This window comes from Sphingorhabdus contaminans, from assembly GCF_007280415.1.
Lineage (GTDB): Bacteria > Pseudomonadota > Alphaproteobacteria > Sphingomonadales > Sphingomonadaceae > Sphingorhabdus_B > Sphingorhabdus_B contaminans.
In genome coordinates this window covers 175684-196873 of record NZ_VKKU01000001.1, presented here as the reverse complement: position 1 = coordinate 196873, position 21190 = coordinate 175684, and the positions used below count along the sequence as shown (strand labels likewise).

At 53.2% G+C, this 21190-nt stretch carries 26 protein-coding genes; 14 read left to right on the top strand and 12 right to left on the bottom strand.

Annotated elements, in window-relative coordinates; translation table 11 throughout:
- The first annotated feature begins 97 nt into the window (after positions 1-97).
- Positions 98-1651: a TadA family conjugal transfer-associated ATPase gene (locus FOM92_RS01015; protein ID WP_143774927.1), complete on the top strand. Its 1554-nt coding sequence runs from the start codon at positions 98-100 to the stop codon at positions 1649-1651.
- Here the strand turns inward: FOM92_RS01015 and FOM92_RS15870 are convergent.
- Complete coding sequence (locus FOM92_RS15870) at positions 1648-1815, bottom strand: hypothetical protein (RefSeq protein WP_170226757.1); 168 nt, start codon at positions 1813-1815, stop codon at positions 1648-1650. The genes FOM92_RS01015 and FOM92_RS15870 overlap by 4 nt on opposite strands.
- A gap of 79 nt (positions 1816-1894) precedes the next feature.
- Entirely contained in the window at positions 1895-2896 is a 1002-nt protein-coding gene (locus tag FOM92_RS01010; protein WP_342778151.1) for a carbon-nitrogen hydrolase family protein, read from the bottom strand.
- 47 nt (positions 2897-2943) lie between these two features.
- Between FOM92_RS01010 and FOM92_RS01005 the strand changes: the two genes are divergently transcribed.
- From FOM92_RS01005 to FOM92_RS00985, 5 genes are all read left to right on the top strand, one after another.
- The gene (locus tag FOM92_RS01005) at positions 2944-3201 is read left to right on the top strand and encodes a hypothetical protein (protein WP_246087107.1); all 258 of its coding nucleotides are present in this window, start codon (positions 2944-2946) and stop codon (positions 3199-3201) included.
- 122 nt (positions 3202-3323) lie between these two features.
- Entirely contained in the window at positions 3324-4325 is a 1002-nt protein-coding gene (gene galE / locus FOM92_RS01000; protein ID WP_143774926.1) for a UDP-glucose 4-epimerase GalE, read from the top strand.
- Between the two features lie 108 nt (positions 4326-4433).
- Positions 4434-5000: an ATP-dependent protease subunit HslV gene (gene hslV, locus FOM92_RS00995; protein ID WP_143774925.1), complete on the top strand. Its 567-nt coding sequence runs from the start codon at positions 4434-4436 to the stop codon at positions 4998-5000.
- 22 nt (positions 5001-5022) lie between these two features.
- The gene (gene hslU, locus FOM92_RS00990) at positions 5023-6324 is read left to right on the top strand and encodes an ATP-dependent protease ATPase subunit HslU (protein ID WP_143774924.1); all 1302 of its coding nucleotides are present in this window, start codon (positions 5023-5025) and stop codon (positions 6322-6324) included.
- A gap of 35 nt (positions 6325-6359) precedes the next feature.
- Positions 6360-6767 (top strand): GFA family protein, encoded by a 408-nt coding sequence (locus FOM92_RS00985; RefSeq protein WP_342778150.1) that lies wholly within the window; start codon positions 6360-6362, stop codon positions 6765-6767.
- 40 nt (positions 6768-6807) lie between these two features.
- Here FOM92_RS00985 and FOM92_RS00980 read toward each other — a convergent pair whose 3' ends face one another.
- Positions 6808-9684 carry a M16 family metallopeptidase gene (locus FOM92_RS00980; RefSeq protein ID WP_143774922.1) on the bottom strand — a complete coding sequence of 959 codons (2877 nt, stop codon included), beginning with the start codon at positions 9682-9684 and terminating at the stop codon, positions 6808-6810.
- Positions 9685-9744: 60 nt separating this feature from the next.
- Complete coding sequence (locus FOM92_RS00975; protein WP_143774921.1) at positions 9745-10503, bottom strand: competence/damage-inducible protein A; 759 nt, start codon at positions 10501-10503, stop codon at positions 9745-9747.
- A 62-nt stretch (positions 10504-10565) separates the two neighbouring features.
- On the opposite strand from FOM92_RS00975, the gene map reads away from it, so the two are divergent.
- Positions 10566-11393: a type I methionyl aminopeptidase gene (gene map / locus FOM92_RS00970; protein ID WP_143774920.1), complete on the top strand. Its 828-nt coding sequence runs from the start codon at positions 10566-10568 to the stop codon at positions 11391-11393.
- A gap of 148 nt (positions 11394-11541) precedes the next feature.
- On the opposite strand, the gene argC is transcribed toward map, so the two are convergent.
- From argC to FOM92_RS00955, 3 genes are all read right to left on the bottom strand, one after another.
- Positions 11542-12480 carry an N-acetyl-gamma-glutamyl-phosphate reductase gene (gene argC, locus FOM92_RS00965; RefSeq protein WP_143774919.1) on the bottom strand — a complete coding sequence of 313 codons (939 nt, stop codon included), beginning with the start codon at positions 12478-12480 and terminating at the stop codon, positions 11542-11544.
- Positions 12481-12521: 41 nt separating this feature from the next.
- A complete protein-coding gene (locus tag FOM92_RS00960) occupies positions 12522-13418 on the bottom strand; it encodes a C40 family peptidase (protein WP_143774918.1) in 897 nt (298 codons plus the stop codon).
- A 123-nt stretch (positions 13419-13541) separates the two neighbouring features.
- Positions 13542-14930: a leucyl aminopeptidase family protein gene (locus FOM92_RS00955; protein ID WP_143774917.1), complete on the bottom strand. Its 1389-nt coding sequence runs from the start codon at positions 14928-14930 to the stop codon at positions 13542-13544.
- 147 nt (positions 14931-15077) lie between these two features.
- On the opposite strand from FOM92_RS00955, the gene FOM92_RS00950 reads away from it, so the two are divergent.
- On the top strand, positions 15078-15590 hold the full coding sequence (locus FOM92_RS00950; protein ID WP_143774916.1) for a hypothetical protein: 513 nt from the start codon (positions 15078-15080) through the stop codon (positions 15588-15590).
- 23 nt (positions 15591-15613) lie between these two features.
- Here FOM92_RS00950 and FOM92_RS00945 read toward each other — a convergent pair whose 3' ends face one another.
- A complete protein-coding gene (locus FOM92_RS00945) occupies positions 15614-17128 on the bottom strand; it encodes a flavin-containing monooxygenase (protein ID WP_143774915.1) in 1515 nt (504 codons plus the stop codon).
- Between the two features lie 113 nt (positions 17129-17241).
- Here FOM92_RS00945 and FOM92_RS00940 point away from each other — a divergent pair, with 113 nt between their 5' ends.
- The 3 genes from FOM92_RS00940 to FOM92_RS15865 all read left to right on the top strand — a co-directional run bounded on the left by FOM92_RS00940 (position 17242) and on the right by FOM92_RS15865 (position 18174).
- Complete coding sequence (locus FOM92_RS00940; protein ID WP_143774914.1) at positions 17242-17547, top strand: alkylphosphonate utilization protein; 306 nt, start codon at positions 17242-17244, stop codon at positions 17545-17547.
- Positions 17544-17951 (top strand): DoxX family protein, encoded by a 408-nt coding sequence (locus FOM92_RS00935; protein ID WP_143774913.1) that lies wholly within the window; start codon positions 17544-17546, stop codon positions 17949-17951. The genes FOM92_RS00940 and FOM92_RS00935 overlap by 4 nt, the downstream gene beginning before the upstream one ends.
- Before the next feature lie 70 nt (positions 17952-18021).
- Positions 18022-18174, top strand: a complete 153-nt coding sequence (locus FOM92_RS15865) for a hypothetical protein (protein ID WP_170226756.1) — start codon at positions 18022-18024, stop codon at positions 18172-18174.
- A gap of 51 nt (positions 18175-18225) precedes the next feature.
- Here FOM92_RS15865 and FOM92_RS00930 read toward each other — a convergent pair whose 3' ends face one another.
- The 3 genes from FOM92_RS00930 to FOM92_RS00920 form a co-directional block, all read right to left on the bottom strand.
- Entirely contained in the window at positions 18226-18435 is a 210-nt protein-coding gene (locus FOM92_RS00930; RefSeq protein ID WP_143774912.1) for a cold-shock protein, read from the bottom strand.
- Between the two features lie 198 nt (positions 18436-18633).
- On the bottom strand, positions 18634-19110 hold the full coding sequence (locus FOM92_RS00925) for a hemerythrin domain-containing protein (RefSeq protein WP_281285537.1): 477 nt from the start codon (positions 19108-19110) through the stop codon (positions 18634-18636).
- 59 nt (positions 19111-19169) lie between these two features.
- The gene (locus FOM92_RS00920; protein WP_143774910.1) at positions 19170-19550 is read right to left on the bottom strand and encodes a VOC family protein; all 381 of its coding nucleotides are present in this window, start codon (positions 19548-19550) and stop codon (positions 19170-19172) included.
- A gap of 201 nt (positions 19551-19751) precedes the next feature.
- Here FOM92_RS00920 and FOM92_RS16165 point away from each other — a divergent pair, with 201 nt between their 5' ends.
- From FOM92_RS16165 to FOM92_RS00910, 3 genes are all read left to right on the top strand, one after another.
- Entirely contained in the window at positions 19752-19886 is a 135-nt protein-coding gene (locus FOM92_RS16165; RefSeq protein ID WP_281285536.1) for a hypothetical protein, read from the top strand.
- A 37-nt stretch (positions 19887-19923) separates the two neighbouring features.
- Positions 19924-20508: a lipocalin family protein gene (locus FOM92_RS00915; RefSeq protein ID WP_246087105.1), complete on the top strand. Its 585-nt coding sequence runs from the start codon at positions 19924-19926 to the stop codon at positions 20506-20508.
- Between the two features lie 112 nt (positions 20509-20620).
- On the top strand, positions 20621-20785 hold the full coding sequence (locus FOM92_RS00910) for a hypothetical protein (protein ID WP_211347333.1): 165 nt from the start codon (positions 20621-20623) through the stop codon (positions 20783-20785).
- A 36-nt stretch (positions 20786-20821) separates the two neighbouring features.
- On the opposite strand, the gene FOM92_RS00905 is transcribed toward FOM92_RS00910, so the two are convergent.
- Positions 20822-21133, bottom strand: a complete 312-nt coding sequence (locus FOM92_RS00905; protein WP_211347332.1) for a hypothetical protein — start codon at positions 21131-21133, stop codon at positions 20822-20824.
- Positions 21134-21190 lie beyond the last annotated feature (57 nt).

Below are 21190 nucleotides of genomic sequence, written 5' to 3'. Positions count from 1 at the left end.
TGAAATCGTGGCTGACCGATAGCATTACCGATTTATTCACCATTTGCAGGTAGCAACCATTTACGTTGCAACTGGATTAAATCGGAGCGGTATAGCTGTGAGTGCATTTGGCAAGAAACCAGGCCTAACACCGGGACGCCCTTCTTTCGGCGTTGCGCGGCCCATGACGGGCGGCGGGTCCTCCCCCACGAATCAACAACCTCAGCCCGCACCGGCTCCCATACCCGAACCCCAGCTTCCTGAAGGCGGAGAACAGTTTCCGCCGCTGCATTCCGTAGAATTACCCGGCACAGCGCCTAATCCTCAGACACCGATGCAGGACGCCATGTCGCGCCTGTCGGAACGTGCATCCTCGGTTGCTCCAGTCGATGAAGGCCCTCAAGGCTTCGAAGCTTCGGTGCACAAGATCAAGGAACAGGTACTTCCCCGTCTTTTGGAGCGCGTCGATCCCGAGGCGGCTGCGTCGCTGAATAAGGAAGAACTGACCGAAGAGTTCCGGCCGATCATCCTTGAGGTGCTGGCCGAACTTAAACTGACCCTCAACCGCCGTGAACAATTTGCGCTTGAAAAGGTACTGGTGGACGAACTGCTCGGTTTCGGTCCGCTCGAAGAATTGCTCGGGGATCCGGATATTTCCGATATCATGGTCAATGGCCCGTTGCAGACCTATATTGAAAAGAAGGGCAAGCTTCAAATCGCGCCAATCCAGTTCCGTGACGAAGAGCATCTGTTCCAGATCGCCCAACGCATCGTGAACCAGGTCGGTCGCCGTGTCGACCAGACGACTCCGCTTGCTGACGCCCGTTTGAAAGATGGTTCGCGCGTTAACGTCATCGTGCCGCCGCTGTCGCTTCGCGGAACCGCAATTTCGATTCGTAAGTTTTCTGAAAAGCCGATCACCATCGATATGCTCAAAGGTTTCGGCTCCATGTCGGAACCGATGGCAACTGCGCTCAAAATTGCCGGCGCGTCGCGCATGAACATCGTAATCTCCGGCGGTACCGGTTCGGGTAAGACAACCATGCTCAACGCCCTGTCGAAAATGATCGACCCTGGCGAGCGCGTGCTAACGATTGAAGACGCCGCCGAATTGCGTCTGCAACAGCCTCACTGGCTTCCACTCGAAACACGCCCGCCAAACCTGGAAGGCGAAGGTGCGATTACGATTGGCGACCTTGTGAAGAACGCCCTGCGTATGCGTCCTGACCGTATCATCCTCGGCGAAATTCGTGGCGCGGAATGTTTCGACCTTCTCGCCGCGATGAACACCGGCCACGATGGATCCATGTGCACCTTGCACGCCAACAATCCGCGTGAGTGCCTTGGCCGTATGGAGAACATGATCTTGATGGGCGACATCAAGATCCCGAAGGAAGCGATTTCACGCCAGATTGCCGAATCGGTCGATTTGATCGTTCAGGTAAAACGTCTTCGTGATGGATCACGCCGCACGACACAGATCACCGAAGTTATCGGCATGGAAGGCGATGTGATCGTTACGCAGGATTTGTTCAAATTCGAATATCGTGACGAAGACGCGGATGGTAAGATTCACGGCGAATGGGTGGCCGGCGGCGTACGCCCCTACACCCTTGAAAAAGCCCGCCAATTTGGATTCGACCAGCCCTTCCTAGAAGCGTGCCTGGGCTAAAATCCCTTTAAAGCCAACGCCGCCGAAATGACCGAGGCCAGTACGCCGAGTAAGGTGATCGCGGTCCAAGGCATGAAGCCAACGGCATTAATGTCTCGACGCCGGGATCGTCTCCAATCGGCAAAGCTGCTGATGGCCACGACCATGGCCGAAAACAAGGACATCGAAGTCCAGAACTGAAGCCCTTCAAAAGCGGATGTGAACCATGCCATGCGCGGGATGTGGTGTGCGAAGAAGAGATGGTCAAGCTCCGGATTGTATATCCACTCGCATATCGATGACACGCCGGTTTGCATGTATGGGCACCTGGGCGCGCACCTCACTAATGCGGTTCAGATCAAGGGTTGCGTAGCCAACTCCTTCGCCGTCACCCATTTCTAACAATGTCTCTCCCCACGGGTCAAACACGAGCGAATGTCCGTAAGTCTGCCGCCCATCTTCATGACTTCCGGATTGTGCCGCTGCGACGACAAAGGCCTGGGCTTCGATCGCCCGTGCCCGCACCATTGTTTGCCAATGCGCCTGACCGGTCGGAACGGTAAAAGCCGAGGGAATCGCAATTATGTCGACCCCAGCCTTTGAATAGGCACTGTATAGATCCGGAAAGCGCAGATCATAACAAATAGTGAGGCCAAGTAATCCAAGCGGTGTCTGCACAGCCACTGGACCCGATCCACCGATATAAGCAGCCGATTCACGCCAGCTTTCCCCCGTGGACAGGTCCACATCAAACAGATGCATTTTGTCGTAACGCGCATGTATTCGGCCATCGGGACCAATGACAATAGACCTGTTTGCGTATTTCATTCCACTGTCGGTCAAAACCGGCAAAGATCCAGCATGTACCCACATTCGGCATGAAAGTGCCGCTTCACACAGGCGTTTTAGAGCCGAACTGTCCGATTCGGAGACTATATGCGATGCGGCGCGTTTTCGATCACGGTCCAGAACAATCGCCATTTCGGGAGCAAAATACATGACAGCCTTGTTTTCGGAAGCTTGGTAAATGCCCTGCTCCATTTTCCCGGCATTGCAGATTGGATCTATACCACTGCACATCTGATGAACAGCGATTTTCATTGGTTTTCCTTTACTCGACAACTTAAAGTCAGTGGCGAAGTGGTTAATTTTGTCTCTAATCCACTTGTCCGCTATATTGTATGAAATATGCAACAGTCCGATAAATTGAGACATTTTTACGGCGCGTGCCAATTCAATGCTTGAATTTGAAGGTGCTTTGTGCAAATGACACTGCCGAGTGCACAGCACTTCGCAAAAAAAGGAGCACAATAATGCGTTTCGGTAAGATTTCCCTCGCTGCTGTTGCGGCCGCTGCACTTGCAAGCGCCCCCGTAATGGCTGAATCACTTTCGCCTTCCGTTAAGGCGGTTGCAGCTTCCAAGGTAAAGCGCGCTGGCGCCGCTACCAAGGAAGAAAGCAAGCTCGGCGGTGGCAGTGGCGTTATCGTCGCTGTTCTGGCTGCTGTTGCTGTTGTAGGCGGCATTGTAATTGCTGCTGGCAACGACGACGACGCACCCACCAGCCCCTGAGTTCTTCAGGTTTTGGATTTAGAAAAGGCGGCCTTCGGGTCGCCTTTTTTTTACCTGCCGTTTAAACAATTTAGCTAATGCCACCGCATTGGATACGCGCCCACCGCCTGAAGGAATGATTGATGAGCGAAAAGCTGAATGTACTGGTAACAGGTGGCGCGGGTTATATTGGCAGTCATGCCGTCCTTGCTTTGTTAGACGCCGGTCATCGTCCGGTCGTAATCGACAACCTAGTGACCGGGTTTCGCTGGGCCGTTGCTGAGGGTACGCCTTTTTACGAAGGCGACATATCGGACAAGGACTTGGTCGCAGAAATCTTCAAAAAAGAAGATATTCAAGCCGTCATGCATTTTGCGGGATCGATTGTCGTACCGGAATCTGTAGAGAACCCACTGAAATATTATCACAATAATACGGCCAAGACCCGATCGCTGATCGAATCCGTGATTACCGCCGGGATTCGGCACATGATCTTCTCTTCAACTGCCGCCACATACGGCATCCCTAAAGAAAGCCCGGTACGGGAGGACATGCCGACCCTGCCGATTAATCCCTACGGCACTTCCAAACTCATGACCGAATTCATGCTCCGCGATGTCGCAGCCGTACATGATTTCAACTATTGCGCGCTGCGGTACTTCAATGTCGCAGGCGCCGATCCAAAAGGTCGTAGCGGCCAGTCGACGGTTGGCGCCACACATCTGATCAAAATCGCGGTCGAAGCTGCTCTCGGCAAAAGGGCAAGTGTTGGGGTTTATGGCACGGACTACGCAACCGAGGATGGCACAGGTGTGCGTGACTATATTCATGTCGCTGACCTTGCGGCCGCACATGTCATAGCCTTGGAGGCGTTGACCGCGGATCCGAAAACCAGCCACACATTAAATTGCGGCTATGGACATGGCTATTCGGTGCTGCAGGTTCTCGATGCAGTCGACAGGGTGACCAACAACAAATTGGTGCGCATTTTGGAAGGTCGCCGTGCAGGTGATCCTGATTCGCTCATCTCTGATAACCGCGCCATTATCAGCCGCTTCGGCTGGCAGCCCAAATATGACGATCTCGACACCATCGTCAAACATGCACTGGCTTGGGAACGCCAGTTAGACGAGCGCCGGTCCTGATTCGGACGTACGCGTCGGCACCATATCTTACTGGCCCGAACAATAGCGGACGAATAGAAAGACCGCTTGCGTCTTGCACTCCTCCACCGGTGATCCCATATCCGGCGCATGGACAATCACGCACATAATAATCCCACCTCATGGTATGGCACCACGATCCTCTCGGTTCGCAAAAATGGTAAAGTTGTCATTGCAGGCGATGGCCAAGTATCGATGGGTCAAACCGTCATGAAACCCAACGCGCGTAAAGTACGCCAGCTTCACGATGGATCAGTTATCGGTGGATTTGCCGGTGCGACAGCCGACGCCTTCACCCTGTTCGAACGGCTGGAACGAAAGCTGGAGCAGCACCGGGGCCAGTTGATGCGGGCGGCGGTTGATCTTGCCAAAGACTGGCGCACGGACAAATATCTGCGCAATCTGGAAGCAATGATGATCGTTGCGGACAAGGATGTCACTTTGATCCTGACAGGAAATGGTGATGTCCTGGAGCCGAATGACGGTATTGCCGCTATTGGTTCGGGCGGGAACTATGCCCTTTCTGCGGCTCGCGCCCTTATTGACTATGAGGCAGACGCTGAAACTCTCGCCCGCCATGCCATGAAAATCGCAGCCGAAATTTGTGTGTACACCAATGACCAGCTGACCGTCGAAGTCATGGACTCGGTCGCTTAAACCTCTCCTTTGGAATGAATGAATGAACCAGAATCTTACTCCAAAAGCCATTGTTGCTGCCCTTGATGAGCATATCATCGGTCAGGCCGATGCCAAAAAAGCGGTTGCGGTCGCCTTGAGGAACCGTTGGCGGCGTCAGCGACTGGGTGCTGACTTGCGTGATGAAGTCACGCCTAAAAATATTCTCATGATCGGCCCGACCGGCTGCGGCAAAACCGAAATCAGTCGCAGGCTTGCGAAACTCGCAGATGCACCCTTCATCAAAGTTGAGGCGACGAAATTCACCGAAGTGGGTTATGTGGGCCGCGACGTTGAGCAAATTGCCCGCGATCTGGCGGAAGAAGCTGTACGGCTCGAAAAGGACCGGCGCCGGGGCAATGTCCGCGAAGCTGCAGAAGCAGCAGCAATGGAGCGAATCCTAAAACCACTCGCCGGGGAGACCGCCAGCGAGGCAACGCGCGAGGCATTTCGTCAACGGATTCGTGACCAGCATATGGATGATGTCGAAATCGAGATCGAGGTTTCGGACAGTCCGTCAATGCCGATGGAAATACCCGGCATGGGTGGCAATGTAGGCATGATCAACCTGAGCGAAATGATGGGCAAGGCTTTCGGCCAGAACAACCTGAAACGTCGAAAGATGAAAGTGCCGGATGCATGGGCCAAGCTCGTCGAGGAAGAATCCGAAAAGCGTCTGGACCAGGATGATGTCAACCGCGTAGCGCTGGCAGATGCGGAGGCAAATGGCATCGTGTTTCTTGATGAAATCGACAAGATCGCCGTATCTGATGTTCGTGGTGGTTCGGTAAGCCGTGAAGGTGTTCAACGTGATTTGCTGCCTTTGATCGAAGGTACTACTGTTGCCACCAAATATGGACCGATGAAGACCGACCATGTTCTGTTTATCGCATCTGGTGCTTTTCATGTCTCGAAGCCGAGCGATATGCTTCCAGAATTGCAGGGGCGACTGCCCATACGCGTCGAATTACGTGCGCTGGAGCATGCCGACTTTGTTCGCATCCTTTCCGAAACGCGGGCAAATCTGCCACAACAGTATAAAGCCCTCATGGCGACCGAAGAAGTGTCTCTCAATTTCACCGATGACGCCATCGACGCCATTGCGCGCATCGCCGTGGACGTGAACGCCACCGTCGAAAATATCGGGGCGCGCCGTTTGCAGACGGTGATGGAGAAATTACTGGAAGAAATCAGCTTTGAGGCGGAAGATCGCAAAGGGCAAACGCTGACAATCGACGCCGAATATGTCGCCAAGCAGCTTTCCGGTATTGCGAAGGACACCGACCTTTCTAAATATGTTCTTTAAACGTTCCATCGCATTTGCTAGATTTCTGGCAATTGATGGAAATGAGCATGATTTACGAAGGCGGATGCCACTGCGGAGTTTCACGGTTTAAAGCCAGCGGAACGCCCCAGCATGTTTCGATATGCCATTGTGGCGATTGTCGGCGGTGTTCGGGCGCACCATTTGTGAGCTGGGCGGCATTTCCGTCCGCAGAATTTGAATCCAATGGCGATATAAAGGCCTACAGATCATCGACAGACGCCGTGCGTTATTTCTGCGCGCAATGTGGGACTGGTCTATTTTATGTGAACGAGCAGATGATGCCAGGGTTGGTGGATATCCAGACATGCACATTGGACAATCCGGAGGCCTTGAAACCGGATTTGCACGTGCAGACGACCGAACAATTAGAATGGACATTGGAACTGGAAAAACTGCCGAAGTTCGAACGTTTTCCGGGGTAACAAGCTATGCGCTGCCCTCTATTAGTTCAGGTTTTGTCGATTATCGCGAAACAGTCTGACTCATTCCGCCACCCTGAGGGCTAACCACCAGCTTCCACGCCTTCTCCTTCACGAAATAGCGTTTGGCCAAACCTTGCAACTGCTCGGGGGTTACTTGCGTGTAATCGTTGTAGAGCCGACCGAGCGCAGCAAAGCGCGTCTGGTCATAGGTTGCGCCCTTGAGTTGGTTTAGCCAGAATGTGTTTCCTGACGCGGCGCGTTCAACTGCCTGCTTCATTGGCTCGACCGCACGTTGCAATTCGTCGGCACTGACCGGATTTGCAGACAGGTCGGCTGCAACTTTATTCGCAAAATCGAAAAAGCGGTCAACATCGGCTGGCTTCACCTGGGTGTAAGCCATCAAATAGCCTCCACTATTGAAATCTTTTGGCCAACTGGCGGCCATATCCGGGCTGTAACTGGCTGCCTGCTCGGCACGGAATTTCTCAAAAAGGCGGTCCCGGAAAACGGCGGCCAGGATTTCGAGCTGCCGGCCTTCCGTAATCCCCGCAATACCGCCGCCCGTTGGCCAAGCCATGACGGCCGCGGCCTGATCCGATGAACCTTTGTGGGTCAAACGCAATGGCGCCTCAATGGGTGCAGGGAAACTTACCGTTTTTGCGGCCGGCGCTACCGCAACCGGCGCACGGGGACGCATTGCGCCGAAGCTTTTTTCCAAAGCAGAAATAGCCGTTGTCTTGTCAAAATCACCGAACAGCATAACTTCTACTGGGCCCTGAGACAGCAAAGGTGCCCAATAAGCCTGAAAAGTCGCGGCATTAATTTTTGCGATGTCTGCAGGCGCTGCGGCTTTCCATCGGGGATCCTTGCTTCGTAGCAGATATTCCAGATCACGCTGCAAGACCGAGGTGGCCGACATCTCAAAGCTGTCATAGCCCGATGTAGCAAGCGCCTTCGCTCGCTCGACAGGGGCGGCGTCCCAGCCAGGATGTTCCAATTTAGTGGCGATGAGCGTTAGTTGATCGGCAAGATCATCAGGTCGCGTACTCGCCGAAAATTCAAACGCGTCGTCATCTATGGCAAAATTCAGCTCAATACGACGTCCATTGACCATCTGGTCTATATCGGTGCGTTTCAGTTTTCCGATGCCATTTTCTGGCAGCACATAAGGTCCGGCCCACAGCAACCTGCCGTTCGTCGGCGTGACAGACTGGTACCCTTTTCCAAAACGGACAAGAACACGGATTTGTCCACTTTCTGCCTTGTTGGGATACAACAATCCACGGACACCGTTCGAAAGCTCCAGCTTCGTCATTTCCAATCGAGAAATGCTCTCTTCGCTGACGAGTTTTCCAGGAGCACCGAGTTTCGGCAAAGCGTCAAAACCCAACGCATTATTGGCCAGTCGCGCACCGGTGTTGGCTGTCACAGGCGCCTGCAGCGCAGCCAACGTCCGATTATCAGCATCCGCAACAGGGACCGGTGACGAGAGCATCAGGCGGGTGACATCGGCTTTGAACAGAGCCTGAGTTGAGGAAAGCAGCCGTTCGGGCGTGAATTTGTCTTTCATGCCCTCAAAAACTTCAACCACCGTTTTCGGCGCAGCCACGGTTTCCCGAATGTCGACCGCATTGACGATATCGTCTGCCTGTTTTGCCGCCGCTTCAAACGGGTAACTGTCCAACATAGTGCGTAGTGCGTTACCGAACAAAACCAACTCGCGGTCAATGTCGGCTTTGGATGGCGGCGTTGCGACAGCATCCGCAATAACGGCACGGACATCCTTTGTGGCGGCTTCCCATCGGTCGCCTACGGGAGTCACCGATACCAATGTGGCATCCGCAGTCCGCGAAATATCTTCCTGCGCGACTTCGGCAAAAAGAAAATTACCGCCACCTCGCGCCTGAACTTCTAAGCGGCGATTGATGATCTGCAAGGCTAGCGCATCGACCAACAATTGCTGGTTATAGGCTATGGTGTCGTCAACTTTCCGCCATGGCCGCAAATATGCCATGCTGACGGTGGTAGGAAGCGTCGCCTCTACCAGCACGCGGGTCGGTGTTCCAGTTGGTGTAGGATCACCAAATTCGGGCTCTGGAGCGCGCGGCCCCGTACCTTTCCAATCGTAAAAATACTTCTGGATCAAATTGGCGAGCTGGGCCGGCTCCATATCACCCGCCATAACGATGACTGCATTTTCTGGTCGATACCAGCGATCGTGAAATGCGTTGAGCGCCTGTGCGGTAGCCGCTTGAAGCGTCTCTGGCGTTCCAATAGTGGACCTGTTGGCAAGTCGTTGCCCTTGGAATGCATGTTGCCGAAGTGCGTCGCTGTAAATCAGTTGCGCCCCGCTATTCTCCCGCAGTTCCGCCAAGACAATCGAACGCTCAGCATTCAGCGCAGTGTCAGAGATACGGGGATTGCGGATCATCCCGGAAATAATTTTGACCGACTCATCCAGCTTTTCTGGCGTCGCGTTAGGCAGGTCGAGTTTGTAAACCGTTTGTGTAGGCGTCGTTTGTGCGTTGCTGTCGCTCCCGAATGTGACACCAAAACGCTGCCAGATACGCTTTGCCTCGCCGTCCGGAACAAAGGTCGATCCTCGGAAGGAGAGATGCTCAATCAGATGGGCAAAGCCCTGTTCTTCGTTATTCTCATGCAACGCACCGGCATCGATTCGAACGCGGATCGACACCTGCCCTGCGGGAACGTCATTTTTTTTCACCGCATAGCGCAGACCGTTGGGCAAGACACCGAATGTCCAACTTTCATCCACCGGAACATCACTGCCTTCGTAAAGCCAGGGCTGTTTGACCGATTTGGGCGCTGACGCCGCAGCAGGTGCAGCGGTTTGGGCATAAGCGGTTGAGGAAAGCAGTAAAGCTGCGAGGGCGAGAGCTTGGGAGAATTTACGCATTACGGCCTCACTATCCTAGATAACGGTTGACGGCAGATGAACGAGCCGACGAACCGCCCTTTAAATTCCACCATCGACGCTGTCATAACCCAAACCACGCAGGCCCAGCCGCAGCGCTTCGACGCATTCATTTAACTTATGTGCGTCTGTGGAACGGACCACGAAATTGGCGCCTACTTTTCCATCGCGGAAAAATGGATAACTCCCAATCTGGCACCCTTCATGATGTTTTTCGGTGTCGCCCAGCAATTTTGCAACTTCACTTTCGGCAACCCAGCAGCCAACCTGGTGCGAAAGCAGCGGGGCCCCGCCCTCCAAAGTTCCTGTAAGAGCATCGAGCATGCCAGCGGTTATATGCGGCACACCTGCCATGATGAAAATATTCCCGTGCCGAATGCCGGGGGCACCTGACATTTTGTTGGGAATCAGATCCGCGCCATCAGGCACACGTGCCATCCGCAACCGACCGGGATTAATACCTCCGCGCGTTTCGTAATATTTATGAAGAACAGCACTTGCCTCGGGATGGATAACGACGTCGACCCCAAGTGCTGCAGCGATGGCATCAACAGTAATGTCGTCATGCGTCGGCCCAATGCCGCCGGTTGTGAACAGATAATCGTTACGCGCCCGCAAAATGTTCACTGCTTCTATAATCGCATCCATATCGTCGGCAACGACACGGACTTCCTTTAGTCGGATGCCTTGAATATTCAGCCAGAGGGCAATTTGACTGACATTCTTATCCTGTGTTCTTCCGGATAAGATTTCGTCGCCTATGATTACAAGCGCGGCGGTGTAGATACGGGATTCTGTCATGCCAATGCGATAGCATAAATACCCCTCTCGCAAAGTGGGGAATAACGCTCTATATCGCACCAATGGATCATTATGTAGAAGTCACGCCCGCCGAGGCCGGTCTGGCCCGCGACGGGGTCATTAAATTGCATGGAGCCGAAGGCTTTGAAGGTATGCGCAAGGCCGGTCGCCTTGCTGCCGAGATCCTTGATGCACTAGTGCCGCATGTCGTGCCCGGTGTGACGACTGAAGAATTGGACGATATTGTACGGCAAATGACCTTGCGTGCTGGGGCCGTGCCGGCAACGCTCGGATATCGCGGTTACACACATAGCTGCTGCACCAGCATCAACCACGTTATATGCCACGGGATTCCTTCAGATAAGCGCCTGAAAGATGGAGACATCGTCAATATCGATGTGACACCGATGCTGGACGGCTGGCACGGGGACACTAGCCGTATGTTTCTAGTTGGCGATGTCCCGGTCAAAGCAAAGCGGCTGGTTGATGTAACTTATGAATGCCTGATGCTCGGCATCGAACAGGCGAAACCCGGAAATCATGTGGGCGACATTGGCCATGCGATACAGACGCATGCAGAAAAGCATCGTTATGGGGTGGTGCGCGATTTTTGTGGTCATGGCCTAGGACAGCTTTTCCATGATGCGCCGGAGATCGTTCATGTCGGCCGTCCCGGAACCGGCCCAGAGCTTCGTCCGGGAATGATTTTTACGATCGAACCCATGATCAATATCGGCAAGGCAGCAGGCAAAGTACTGGAAGATGGCTGGACGGCTGTAACCCGCGACCGAAGCCTGTCGGCCCAGTTTGAACACAGCATCGGCATTACCGAAACCGGATGCGAGATTTTTACGGCCAGCCCGAAGGGCTTCGATAAGCCCCCTTATTGAGCGGCCCGTTGTTTCGAATATAGCCTTCCTTCGGGGTCATTGACGATGGCCTTGCACGACGCTTTGTCGCTCCAATGCCAAAATGACAAATTGACCGCTGTCGGGTGAATTTCCGATACATTCAGGCATTTAGCCTGAAACGACTGAATCACAATCTCAGGCCTGTCGTTTCTTCTAAACCGGCCATGATATTCAGATTTTGGACCGCTGCACCGCTTGCGCCTTTTCCCAGATTGTCGAGCATGGCCAATAATCTAACTTGCGTATTGTCCGGTGACCCCAGGACATAGAGATCAAGCCGGTCAGATGGTTCCTGAGTGTTCAGGATCAACAATTCCGAAGGTGCAAGCTGCTCATGCACGGTGACAATAGGGGAACCCTGGTAATGAGCCGCCAGACAGGATCGCATTTCTTCCGGACTGTCACTGCCCGGCATGACCGAGATCGGCAACGGTACTTCAACCATCATTCCGCGAAAGGCCCGCACAACCGCCGGAGAAAAAATCGGCGCGAGTCCGAGACCGGCATGCGTCTGCATTTCCGGAACATGTTTATGGCTTAAATCCAGACCATAGGTGCGAAAACCTATGTCGGCACCATCTTTACCTTCAAAACGCTCAATCAAGGCTTTTCCACCACCGGAATATCCCGATACGGCGTTGACCGAATAGGGCCAGTCTTCCGGTATCAAACCCTCGGCGACCAAGGGTGCAACCAATCCGAGAAAGCCGGTCGGATAACAGCCAGGGTTACTCACCAGCCGTGCCGCAGCAATGCGTTCCCGCTGACCTTTCCGATATTCGGGAAAACCATAGGCCCAGTTTTGATCCGTACGATGGGCTGTTGAAGCATCAATAATCCGGGTTTTTGCTGAAGTCGTGAGAGCCACAGCTTCTTTCGCGGCGTCATCCGGCAAACAGAGAATGACAAAATCGGCATCGTTCAATGCCTGTCGCCTATGTTCCAAATCCTTTCGCTTTTCGTCGTCAAGCGTAATCAGGGCAAATTCGTCACGTCCCGCCAACCGGTCCGCAATTTCCAATCCGGTAGTTCCGGCTGCACCATCGATAAACACAGTTTGAGTCATAAATTGAAGCCTTTAAAAGGTGATCTTCACCTTTCGACTGATCACATCGCCACTCTTTTGCGCGCGATAATCGATTGTTCATGTTCGGCAAACCGCGCAGCCGCTGCAACAAGAGGTTCCAAACTGACAGCCATTGCCGTTCCATTAGCGTGAATAATGTTATCCGCATCGGCCATAATTCCCACATGACCGGGGAAGAACACAAGGTCGCCGCGCACCAATGGGACGTCTTCGGGCAGATCGTCCCCGAATTCGGCCTGTTGCATATCAGCATCGCGAGGCGCCAGGAGCCCCTTCAGGCCAAAGACAAGTTGCACCAGACCTGAACAGTCAATTGCATCACCGCTGCGCCCACCCCAACTATAGGGTGTGCCTATCAACCTTTCGGCAAGATCCGCTGGCGATGCTTCTACTTCACCGATTTCGGATAAATGCGCTACCGGCACAAAGCCATTCTCTGACGAGAGATAGTTACCGCATTCGCTGAGTGCGCCGCACGCCAATTGTGCACCCATTGGATACCGTGCCACAACAGGTGACTTTGTCGAAGGGGAGGCCACCAGAAGCGTGGCAGGCGCACTTACGATATGCGTCGCGTCAAAATCTGCGCCCAGTTCTGAAAAGCGTAAATAGCCGAGATAATTGTCATGCAGGCAATAGCCCCAAGCCCACTCGCCTGCCACATCCAGAACTGCAAATTCTTCGCCGTGCATCAACGCACTTACAGGCATCGCGGTGGCGTGTGGTTCGGCGCGAATTTCCGTGACTGGTGCAATCCCGGTACGCAGCATCGGCACGGCATAGTGAGGCGCGAACAACTTGCCTGCCAAGCTAATATCAGCAAGATCACCCCTTATTGGCGTAGTTCGCTTGTCGCCGACCAGACTATGTCCTGTCAGCTTGTAAATTGGCCGCTCACCGGTCTTTTCGATACCCAATGATCATTTCCCCGACTGCGTCACACCAGCTATTGCTAGGTCTCTTGCGTTATCCGGGCAATACCGGTCAACGAAACAGGCGTTCGCAAAGTGCCAACGCGACATTGAAATTCCGTCACGCTCTTAGCGGACCGGATAAGTGTCCGTCAAATAACGAAACACCGCTCGCAATCCCAAGGCTTCGCCACCTTTCGGACGTCCGGGCTTAGAAGTTGGTCGCCATGCGAAAGTGTCCAGATGGACCCATGCGGTATCATCGGATATGAACTTCTGCATGAACAATGCGGCCGTCACCGCGCCCGCAAAGCTCCCTCCGCTATTCGCGGTATCCGCGATGTCGCTGTCGAGCATCTCCGAATAAGGTGCCCATAATGGCATCCGCCAAACTGGATCCTGAACTGTTTTCGAGGCAACCAGAAGACCTTCTGCGACTTCATCCTGATTGCTGAACATGGCGGGCAAATCAGGTCCCAAAGCAGTGCGTGCGGCACCCGTCAATGTTGCAAAGTCAATTATCAGCGAAGCTTTGTCTTCCACGGCCTTTGCCAATGCATCCGCCAGTACCAACCGGCCTTCGGCGTCAGTATTGTCGATCTCTACGGTAATCCCTTTACGACTTTTGATCACATCCCCGGGACGCAAAGCGTTACCCGAAATGCTGTTTTCTGCAGCAGCAATAAGCAAGTGTAGCCGGACCGGCAGATGCGCTGCCATAATCATCTCGGCTAGTGCCAACGCATGCGCAGCACCACCCATGTCCTTTTTCATGATCCGCATACCGCTGGCGGGCTTGATATCTAAACCGCCGCTGTCGAACGTAATTCCTTTTCCGACAATCGCAACGCGCGGGTGCCGGTCGTCACCCCAATGCAGCTCGATGAGGCGTGGGGCGTGTTCGCGCATGGCTGCTTTGCCCACGGCATGAATCAGCGGGAAGCCCGATTCCAACGCGTCGCCGCCGATGACCGCAACTTCTGCTCGATAGGATTTTGCAACACGTCTGGTTTCCGCTTCAAGCGCGTTAGGCCCCATATCTGCCGCTGGGCGATTGACGAGGTCGCGCACCAACGCAGTTGCCGTTGCTTGCAACGCCGAACCGGCAATGCGGCCCGGTTCCTTTACAAGCAAAATTCGCGCGCCCGTCAATTTCGGTTCACTCAGATATTCCTGATAGCGATATTGTCCGAGCATCCAGCCAACCATGGCATCGCCTGCATCGATATCAGTTAAACGATAACAGCCTTCGGGAAGTATGTCGGAAAGTTTGGCTAATGACCATATCGCGAGTTTTTTGGCATCGGCCACGCCCGCTACTACAGACCAGTCCTTCGGCTTTTCACCCGGTAAGATTGCAAAATCACCAGTGTTGCCTTCAAATTTTTGTGCTTGGACAGCCGTTCGAATAGCATCGGCTTGTGAGGCAAGCCAGGATTCAAAGCCGCTCTTCTCGATTAATTGGATGGGCGTGGCAGGTTGGCCGTTGTCAGGCTGGATCAAATCGTCATAACGCATGGAAGCTTCGTTAGCGGCAAAGCGATTTGAAGGGGAGAATTTTCAGAAATGGCACGCATATTTCTTGCGTTCGCGCTCATCGCTTCCTTTCTAGGCACGGCGTCATGCACATCCGGTGCGGTGGAGAAGGTAAATCTTGACGCCGACGTGGCGGCGACAACCGATCCCTTTATTAGAGCCGTGAAACGCGGCGACTATAAAAATACGGAAAAGATGATAGCCCCTTCGTTTGCCGACGACAGCCGGGTCCAGTTCGAGCAAATGTCTGCCTTGTTGAAAAAGGCCCCTCCAATGGTGCCGGCCCTTTATGTGCCCAAACAAAAAACATTCGGTCCGGACAGAGACGACGTTAGTGTCACTTATGTCGCACATGATGGAAAGTATTGGTTTAGTGCAGAAATACGGCTGTACAGGCCGAAAGACGGAAAATTCGAAATTGAGTATTGGGACGTAAAAAAGGCGCAAAAGCCGCCGCCCTTATTGGCTCATGCACAGCAAATGCGTACCTTCACCAAATGGCTAATGGGCGGGATCGCCGCATGCGCCTTACTCGGCCTGGCTTTGCTCATCTGGATAGTAAAGCGACGCACCCACATCATCGCCCCCGATCCCGTGCAGGAAACAAGACGGGTTGCAGCAACCGTGCGGCATTTGGACTGAATGTCAGCCGCCAAATGAAAACTTCATTCGGCAGCTAAAAGCGTTTCCGCAATCTCTTCGCGTGTCACGGCAATAGGGTTTGAAAAGACCATCACACCGTCGTCGACCGGATCTTCGGAAAGTATTTTCTTTTCCGCCTTGTAATCTTGCAGAACGCGCCAAGGGTGACGGTCGCCATTTTTCGGCAACTTGTCGAACGAACGCGCAAAATATCCCGAACTAAAGTCGGATACGAATGGAAGTCGCGGCATATTCACGTCTTCCAAATGTGGTGTCGCAATCGTGGCATTTTTGTCGTCCATTTTCCACAACAGGCGGCAGACATAGTCGGCAACAATATCCGTTTTCAGCGTCCACGATGCGTTGATATATCCAAAGACACTCGCAAGGTTTGGAATGTCGTTATACATCACACCCTTATAATTGAAATGCTCGCCAAAGTTAATCGGCTGGCCGTCAATGCTCATTGCCGTCTTGCCCATCGTTACAAGATTAAGTCCGGTAGCAGTGACAATGATATCCGCGTCGAGATGATCACCAGACTTCAGCTGAATGCCTGTTTTTGTAAACTGCTCGATGTGATCCGTGACGACTTTCGCCTTGCCGGAGGCGATCGCTTTAAACATGTCGCTGTCCGGTACGAGACATAGTCTCTGTTCCCAGGGACCATATTTTGGAACGAAATGCTTATCCACGTCGATCGCTTCCGGCAGCTCCTGTCGTGCCATTTCCACAAGCTTTTCGCCAAGTTTCGCCGGATTGCGGCGGGCATACCAATAAGTGAACCGCTGTTGATTGATGTTTTTCCACCGTGTGATTGCATAGGCAATTTTTTCTGGCAGAAATTTCCGCAGGTTATTGGCGAACGGATCTCGCGCGGGACGCGAAACCATATAAGTGGGTGAACGCTGCAACATAGTCACATCAGCGCCCTCTTCTGCCATTACCGGTACAATGGTGACTGCAGTCGCTCCGGAACCAATAACGACAACTTTTTTACCGACATAGTCCAGTCCTTCAGGCCAATGCTGAGGGTGGATTATCTGACCTTTGAAGTTTTTTTCACCCGGAAAATCGGGTCGGTATCCCTGATCATAATCATAATAGCCTGCGCACATGAACAAGAAGCGTGCAGCAAAATGACGGTCTGCGCCGCCATCTACGGATTTGGCTATGACATACCAGCGCGCATCCGCACTGGACCAGTTTGCGGATACGACGCGATGGCCGAAATGAATGTGGGGAGTAATCCCGAATTCAGCTGCAGTTTCGTGAACATAATCGTGAATTGCAGGGCCATCAGCGATCGTCTTTTCATGCAGCCAGGGTTTGAAACGATAACCGAGCGTATGCATGTCTGAATCCGACCGAATACCAGGATACCGGAACAAGTCCCATGTTCCGCCCATATCCTTGCGCTGTTCAACAATGGCAAAGCTCTTATTTGGGCATTGCATCGTCAAATGCGCTGCTGCCCCTATACCCGACAATCCTGCGCCGACGATCAAAACATCTATGGTTGTTTCCTCTTGCGCCATCTTTATCTCTCCGCTCTTGTAGAAAAATCTTACTTACATGGTTGCAAATTGCAACGGACATTAACTCGCATCGCCAAAATAATGTGGCGACGAAAATTGGGCGGGACTGACTGATGAGCGACAACGACGATTATGTTTACGATGAAGCTTCAGGCGATTGGATTTCCGCCGAAGAAGCAAGAAGCCGTGCTGCCGCGGTTGATGATGTGGAAGTACGTGATTCTGTTGGAAACATTTTGAAAGACGGCGACCAAGTAACACTAATCAAGGACCTTACTGTCAAAGGTGCCGGACAAACTCTTAAGCGCGGGACCCTGATCAAATCCATAAGGCTAACTGGCGATCCACAAGAGATCGATTGCAAGTATGAAGGTATCAAGGGCTTGGTGTTGCGGGCCGAGTTCGTTCGCAAAAGATGAAGCGCAAGGGAATTATCCGCACAATATTTCGCATCATCGTGGCGCTCTTTTATTTTGCTGCGGGCGTTGCACATTTGCGATCGCCAACCGGTTTTCTGTCAATCACGCCGGACTGGGTTCCTTTTCCGGCTCAAGTCGTATTCTTAACTGGATTGGCGGAGATTGCAGGAGCATTGGGACTGCTGATCCCTAGACTTCAGAAAGCCTCTGGCATCAGTTTGGCTCTATATGCAGTTTGCGTGTGGCCCGCGAATTTCAACCACGCATTAAACGACATAAACATCGGCGGCACCAATTTGAGCTGGTACTACCATGGGCCGAGACTTGCATTTCAGCCTATACTGATATGGCTCGCCCTTTGGGTTGGTGGGGTCATTAATTGGCCGTTTCGTGAAACAAGCTAACCCTTTTGTGTGTTATATTGCGCTTGGACAGCAGCGATGATGCTGAATTGCCAGAGCAGGAGCAATAACAATGCATAAAGATGGCGATAAAATCGATGTGACCGAACAGGAGGTCAGTGGCGGCATCAAGAATCAAGGGGTCCGCTACGTGCTGGCAATTTCTTTGATTTTGGCCATTATTGCTTTGTCATTCATGTGGATGACCGGCGCCATACTGAATTAGTCACAAAAAAAGGGCCGCGGCAGAGCGGCCCTTTTTCATAACTTTAGTGAATTAGTCCGCTTGCGACAGGTTAACAGCTGACGCTTTGCCGTTACGGCCAACTTCAACTTCGTAGTTTACGCGCTGTTCCTTATCAAGCGAGTGCATGCCAGCGGCCTGCACAGCAGAAATGTGTACAAAGCTGTCATCACCGCCACCATCGGGTGCAATAAAGCCATAACCTTTGTCGGCATTGAAGAATTTTACGGTGCCAGTAGGCATATTGATGTTCCTTTCACGAAACAGGTGACCATGTGGCAACAGCGCCACATGGGAAGCCAAGTCGTGGTAGGAAAACGTTTGCGAGGATCCAGCATTACGCCAGTTACGCGCCTCAAATTCCGTCGCGTTCGACGATAGCAAGGCTCAGCATACGCCCAATCATGATATTTAGCAAATTGGAACCACAGGAAGCCTAAATTAATCCTTATGGTCGCCGTTATCGCTGGCTTCTGCGACCTCAAGTTCGGCAGGTTTGCGGCGGTCAAAGGTTGCGCCCAACTCCATGCTTTTCGTCCTGCTAAACTGCTCCTGTGCCGCCGGGAACATCTCCTCTTCCTCTTCATCGATGTGATGTTCGTATCTGTGACGCATTTCCTTGAATTTCGTCAGCCACGCACCTGTTGCCATGTCCGTTTCCTGCAATTCACCGAGCATGTCGTCGATTTCTTTGTGTTCGGCCACAGAATGGCGACCATCATCCTGAAGATCAGGATCCGCCAGCATTGTAGCGTAAAGAGATTGTTCCTCTGCCGCGGCATGGGCTGTGACCTCAATCCGAAAAGCTTCGAAAAGGTCGCGACGCTCTGCCGTATCGCCACTTGTTTCAGCAATCTTGGCAAGCATCGCACGATGAAGATCATGGTCTGATTTCAATATGGAAAAAATATCGGTCACGAATGCCTCCCGTTGGAATTTCAACATAAACGCCAAAATCTCAACGAGGTTCCGTCACCCTATTCCATCGGCATAGGCTGCCATAGTTCGACCTTGCGACCTTCAGGATCCATGATATGCGCAAAGCGGCCATTTGCTTCGTCGGGGAAAGATTTAACAGGAACGACCCCATGTTCTGCGCAGCGTACTAAAACCTCGTCGAGATTATCAACCATCAGATTGAACATGAATTCTTTCTCCGACGGCGAAAAATAGTCTGTTTCGGCACTAAAGGGAGAAAAAACGGTTCCGGCCCCCGGATGCCCGGCGGCAGCGTCCGGCGTGAAAAACGCACCCCATTCATCGACCTCAATTCCTAAGACGCGGGAATACCATTCCCGCATTGCGGCTGGATCTGCCGATTTGAAAAAGAGGCCACCTAAGCCAAGTACGCGTCCCATAATCCATCTCCCTATTGAGCCATGACAATTGTGAGTCTGCATCGGTTGGGCGTTTGGGTCCATCGCCTAAATGGGTGATTTGGGCGTCCAGCCCCAAAAAAAAGCGGAACCATTGGAACGATCAATGCGTTGGAGAATGTCATTCGTTCGATTTTGCGCATCCCATCATGATTTGGGATCAGTGCAGACAGGAAGCATTGCATGGAAACCCGGTTAATCATTGCCTATACGCTCATCGCACTTATGGCATGTCTTGCTGTTTTCGGTTTGGTTATGGTGCAGAAAAAGCGCTCGGCAAAGCATCGTCGTGGTGCCGAACGGAATAACCGCTCTTGAAGGGCGTTGTGAGTGGCGCCGTGTTAGGGAGTCTATAGTGACCAAGAACAAGATATCCGCCCCGCCCCCAAAATCTGCCAAGCTTATTCCTGTCAGCCTCTCTCTTGTCGCAGCAGCCTTGTTTTTGCCCGGCTGCGCAGCCTTGGATCGCGGGCCAGTCGGCAACCAGAATGTGCCGCAACCTGCAAAGGCGGTCGAGTTGGATCGGTATCTTGGCCGGTGGTATGAATATGGGCGGTATGAAGCTGGTTTTCAAAAGGGCTGCGAAGCCGTTACCGCCGAATATGCGCGCCTTCCCGACGGCGCGGTGAGCGTGCTCAACAGTTGCCGCAAAGACGCGGTTGATGGCAAGCTTTCCACCGCAAAGGGCAAAGCCAAGATTGTCGAGGGAAGTGGCGGAGCAAAGCTCAAGGTGTCGTTCTTCGGGCCTTTCTACGGCGATTATTGGGTACTTGACCATGCCGAGGATTATAGCTGGTCGATCGTTGGTGAGCCCAGCGGCCGCTATTTGTGGATGTTGACCCGTACCCCCAAACCAAGCGAACCCACCGCCGCTTTGTTGAAGGCCCGGGTGCAGGAACTGGGTTATGACTGGTCTCTGGTTCGGATGACAAAGCACTGACCCGGTCCTGCCGACCGTAAAGGGCATTTCGGGAACTTTCCTTGGCACCGCAGGTTGCCTTGCGGCCGGTTAATCCGCGCAACCTCTCCCTTTGGATGGAAGAAACGAGCGTATGAATATCCTGATGGTGCTGACCTCCCACAAAGAGCAGGGCGGACAGTATAGCCGGGGCGTGGACTGGGCGGCCCATGTGGTGGAGGACGGCCTGCTGATCACCGGCCAGAATCCGGCATCGTCGGAGGAAGCGGCCGAGCGCCTGCTCGCCAAACTCGGCTGACAGAGGCGGGCGCGTCGGCAACGGCGCGCCGCCTGTTTACCAGCCCAGCCGCCGCCTGTTCGCGGTCACCCGTCGCGAATAATGCGCGATGCTGCCGCTGACGATCTGTTCAGGGCTGGTGCCAAGCTTTCCGGTCAGCAAATCCGCGCCCAGCGACAGGTTCGCCGCCACCTTTTCGGCCACCATCCGCTCCGCCTCTTTCACCGCGGACGGCCCGCCAAAGGCGAGCGCGCCTATGCGCATCGCGATCACCATGTTCGATTCCGCCGCCAGCGCCCATGCATCCATTCCAATACTGAACCAGTTGGGATTATCTTTCTTGCGCATGGTACCTGTTAAACTTTCCAATGATTGTTCGCCTTTATGACCAGCATGGGCATGGGGAGCAAGAAGCTTTACCTAAAG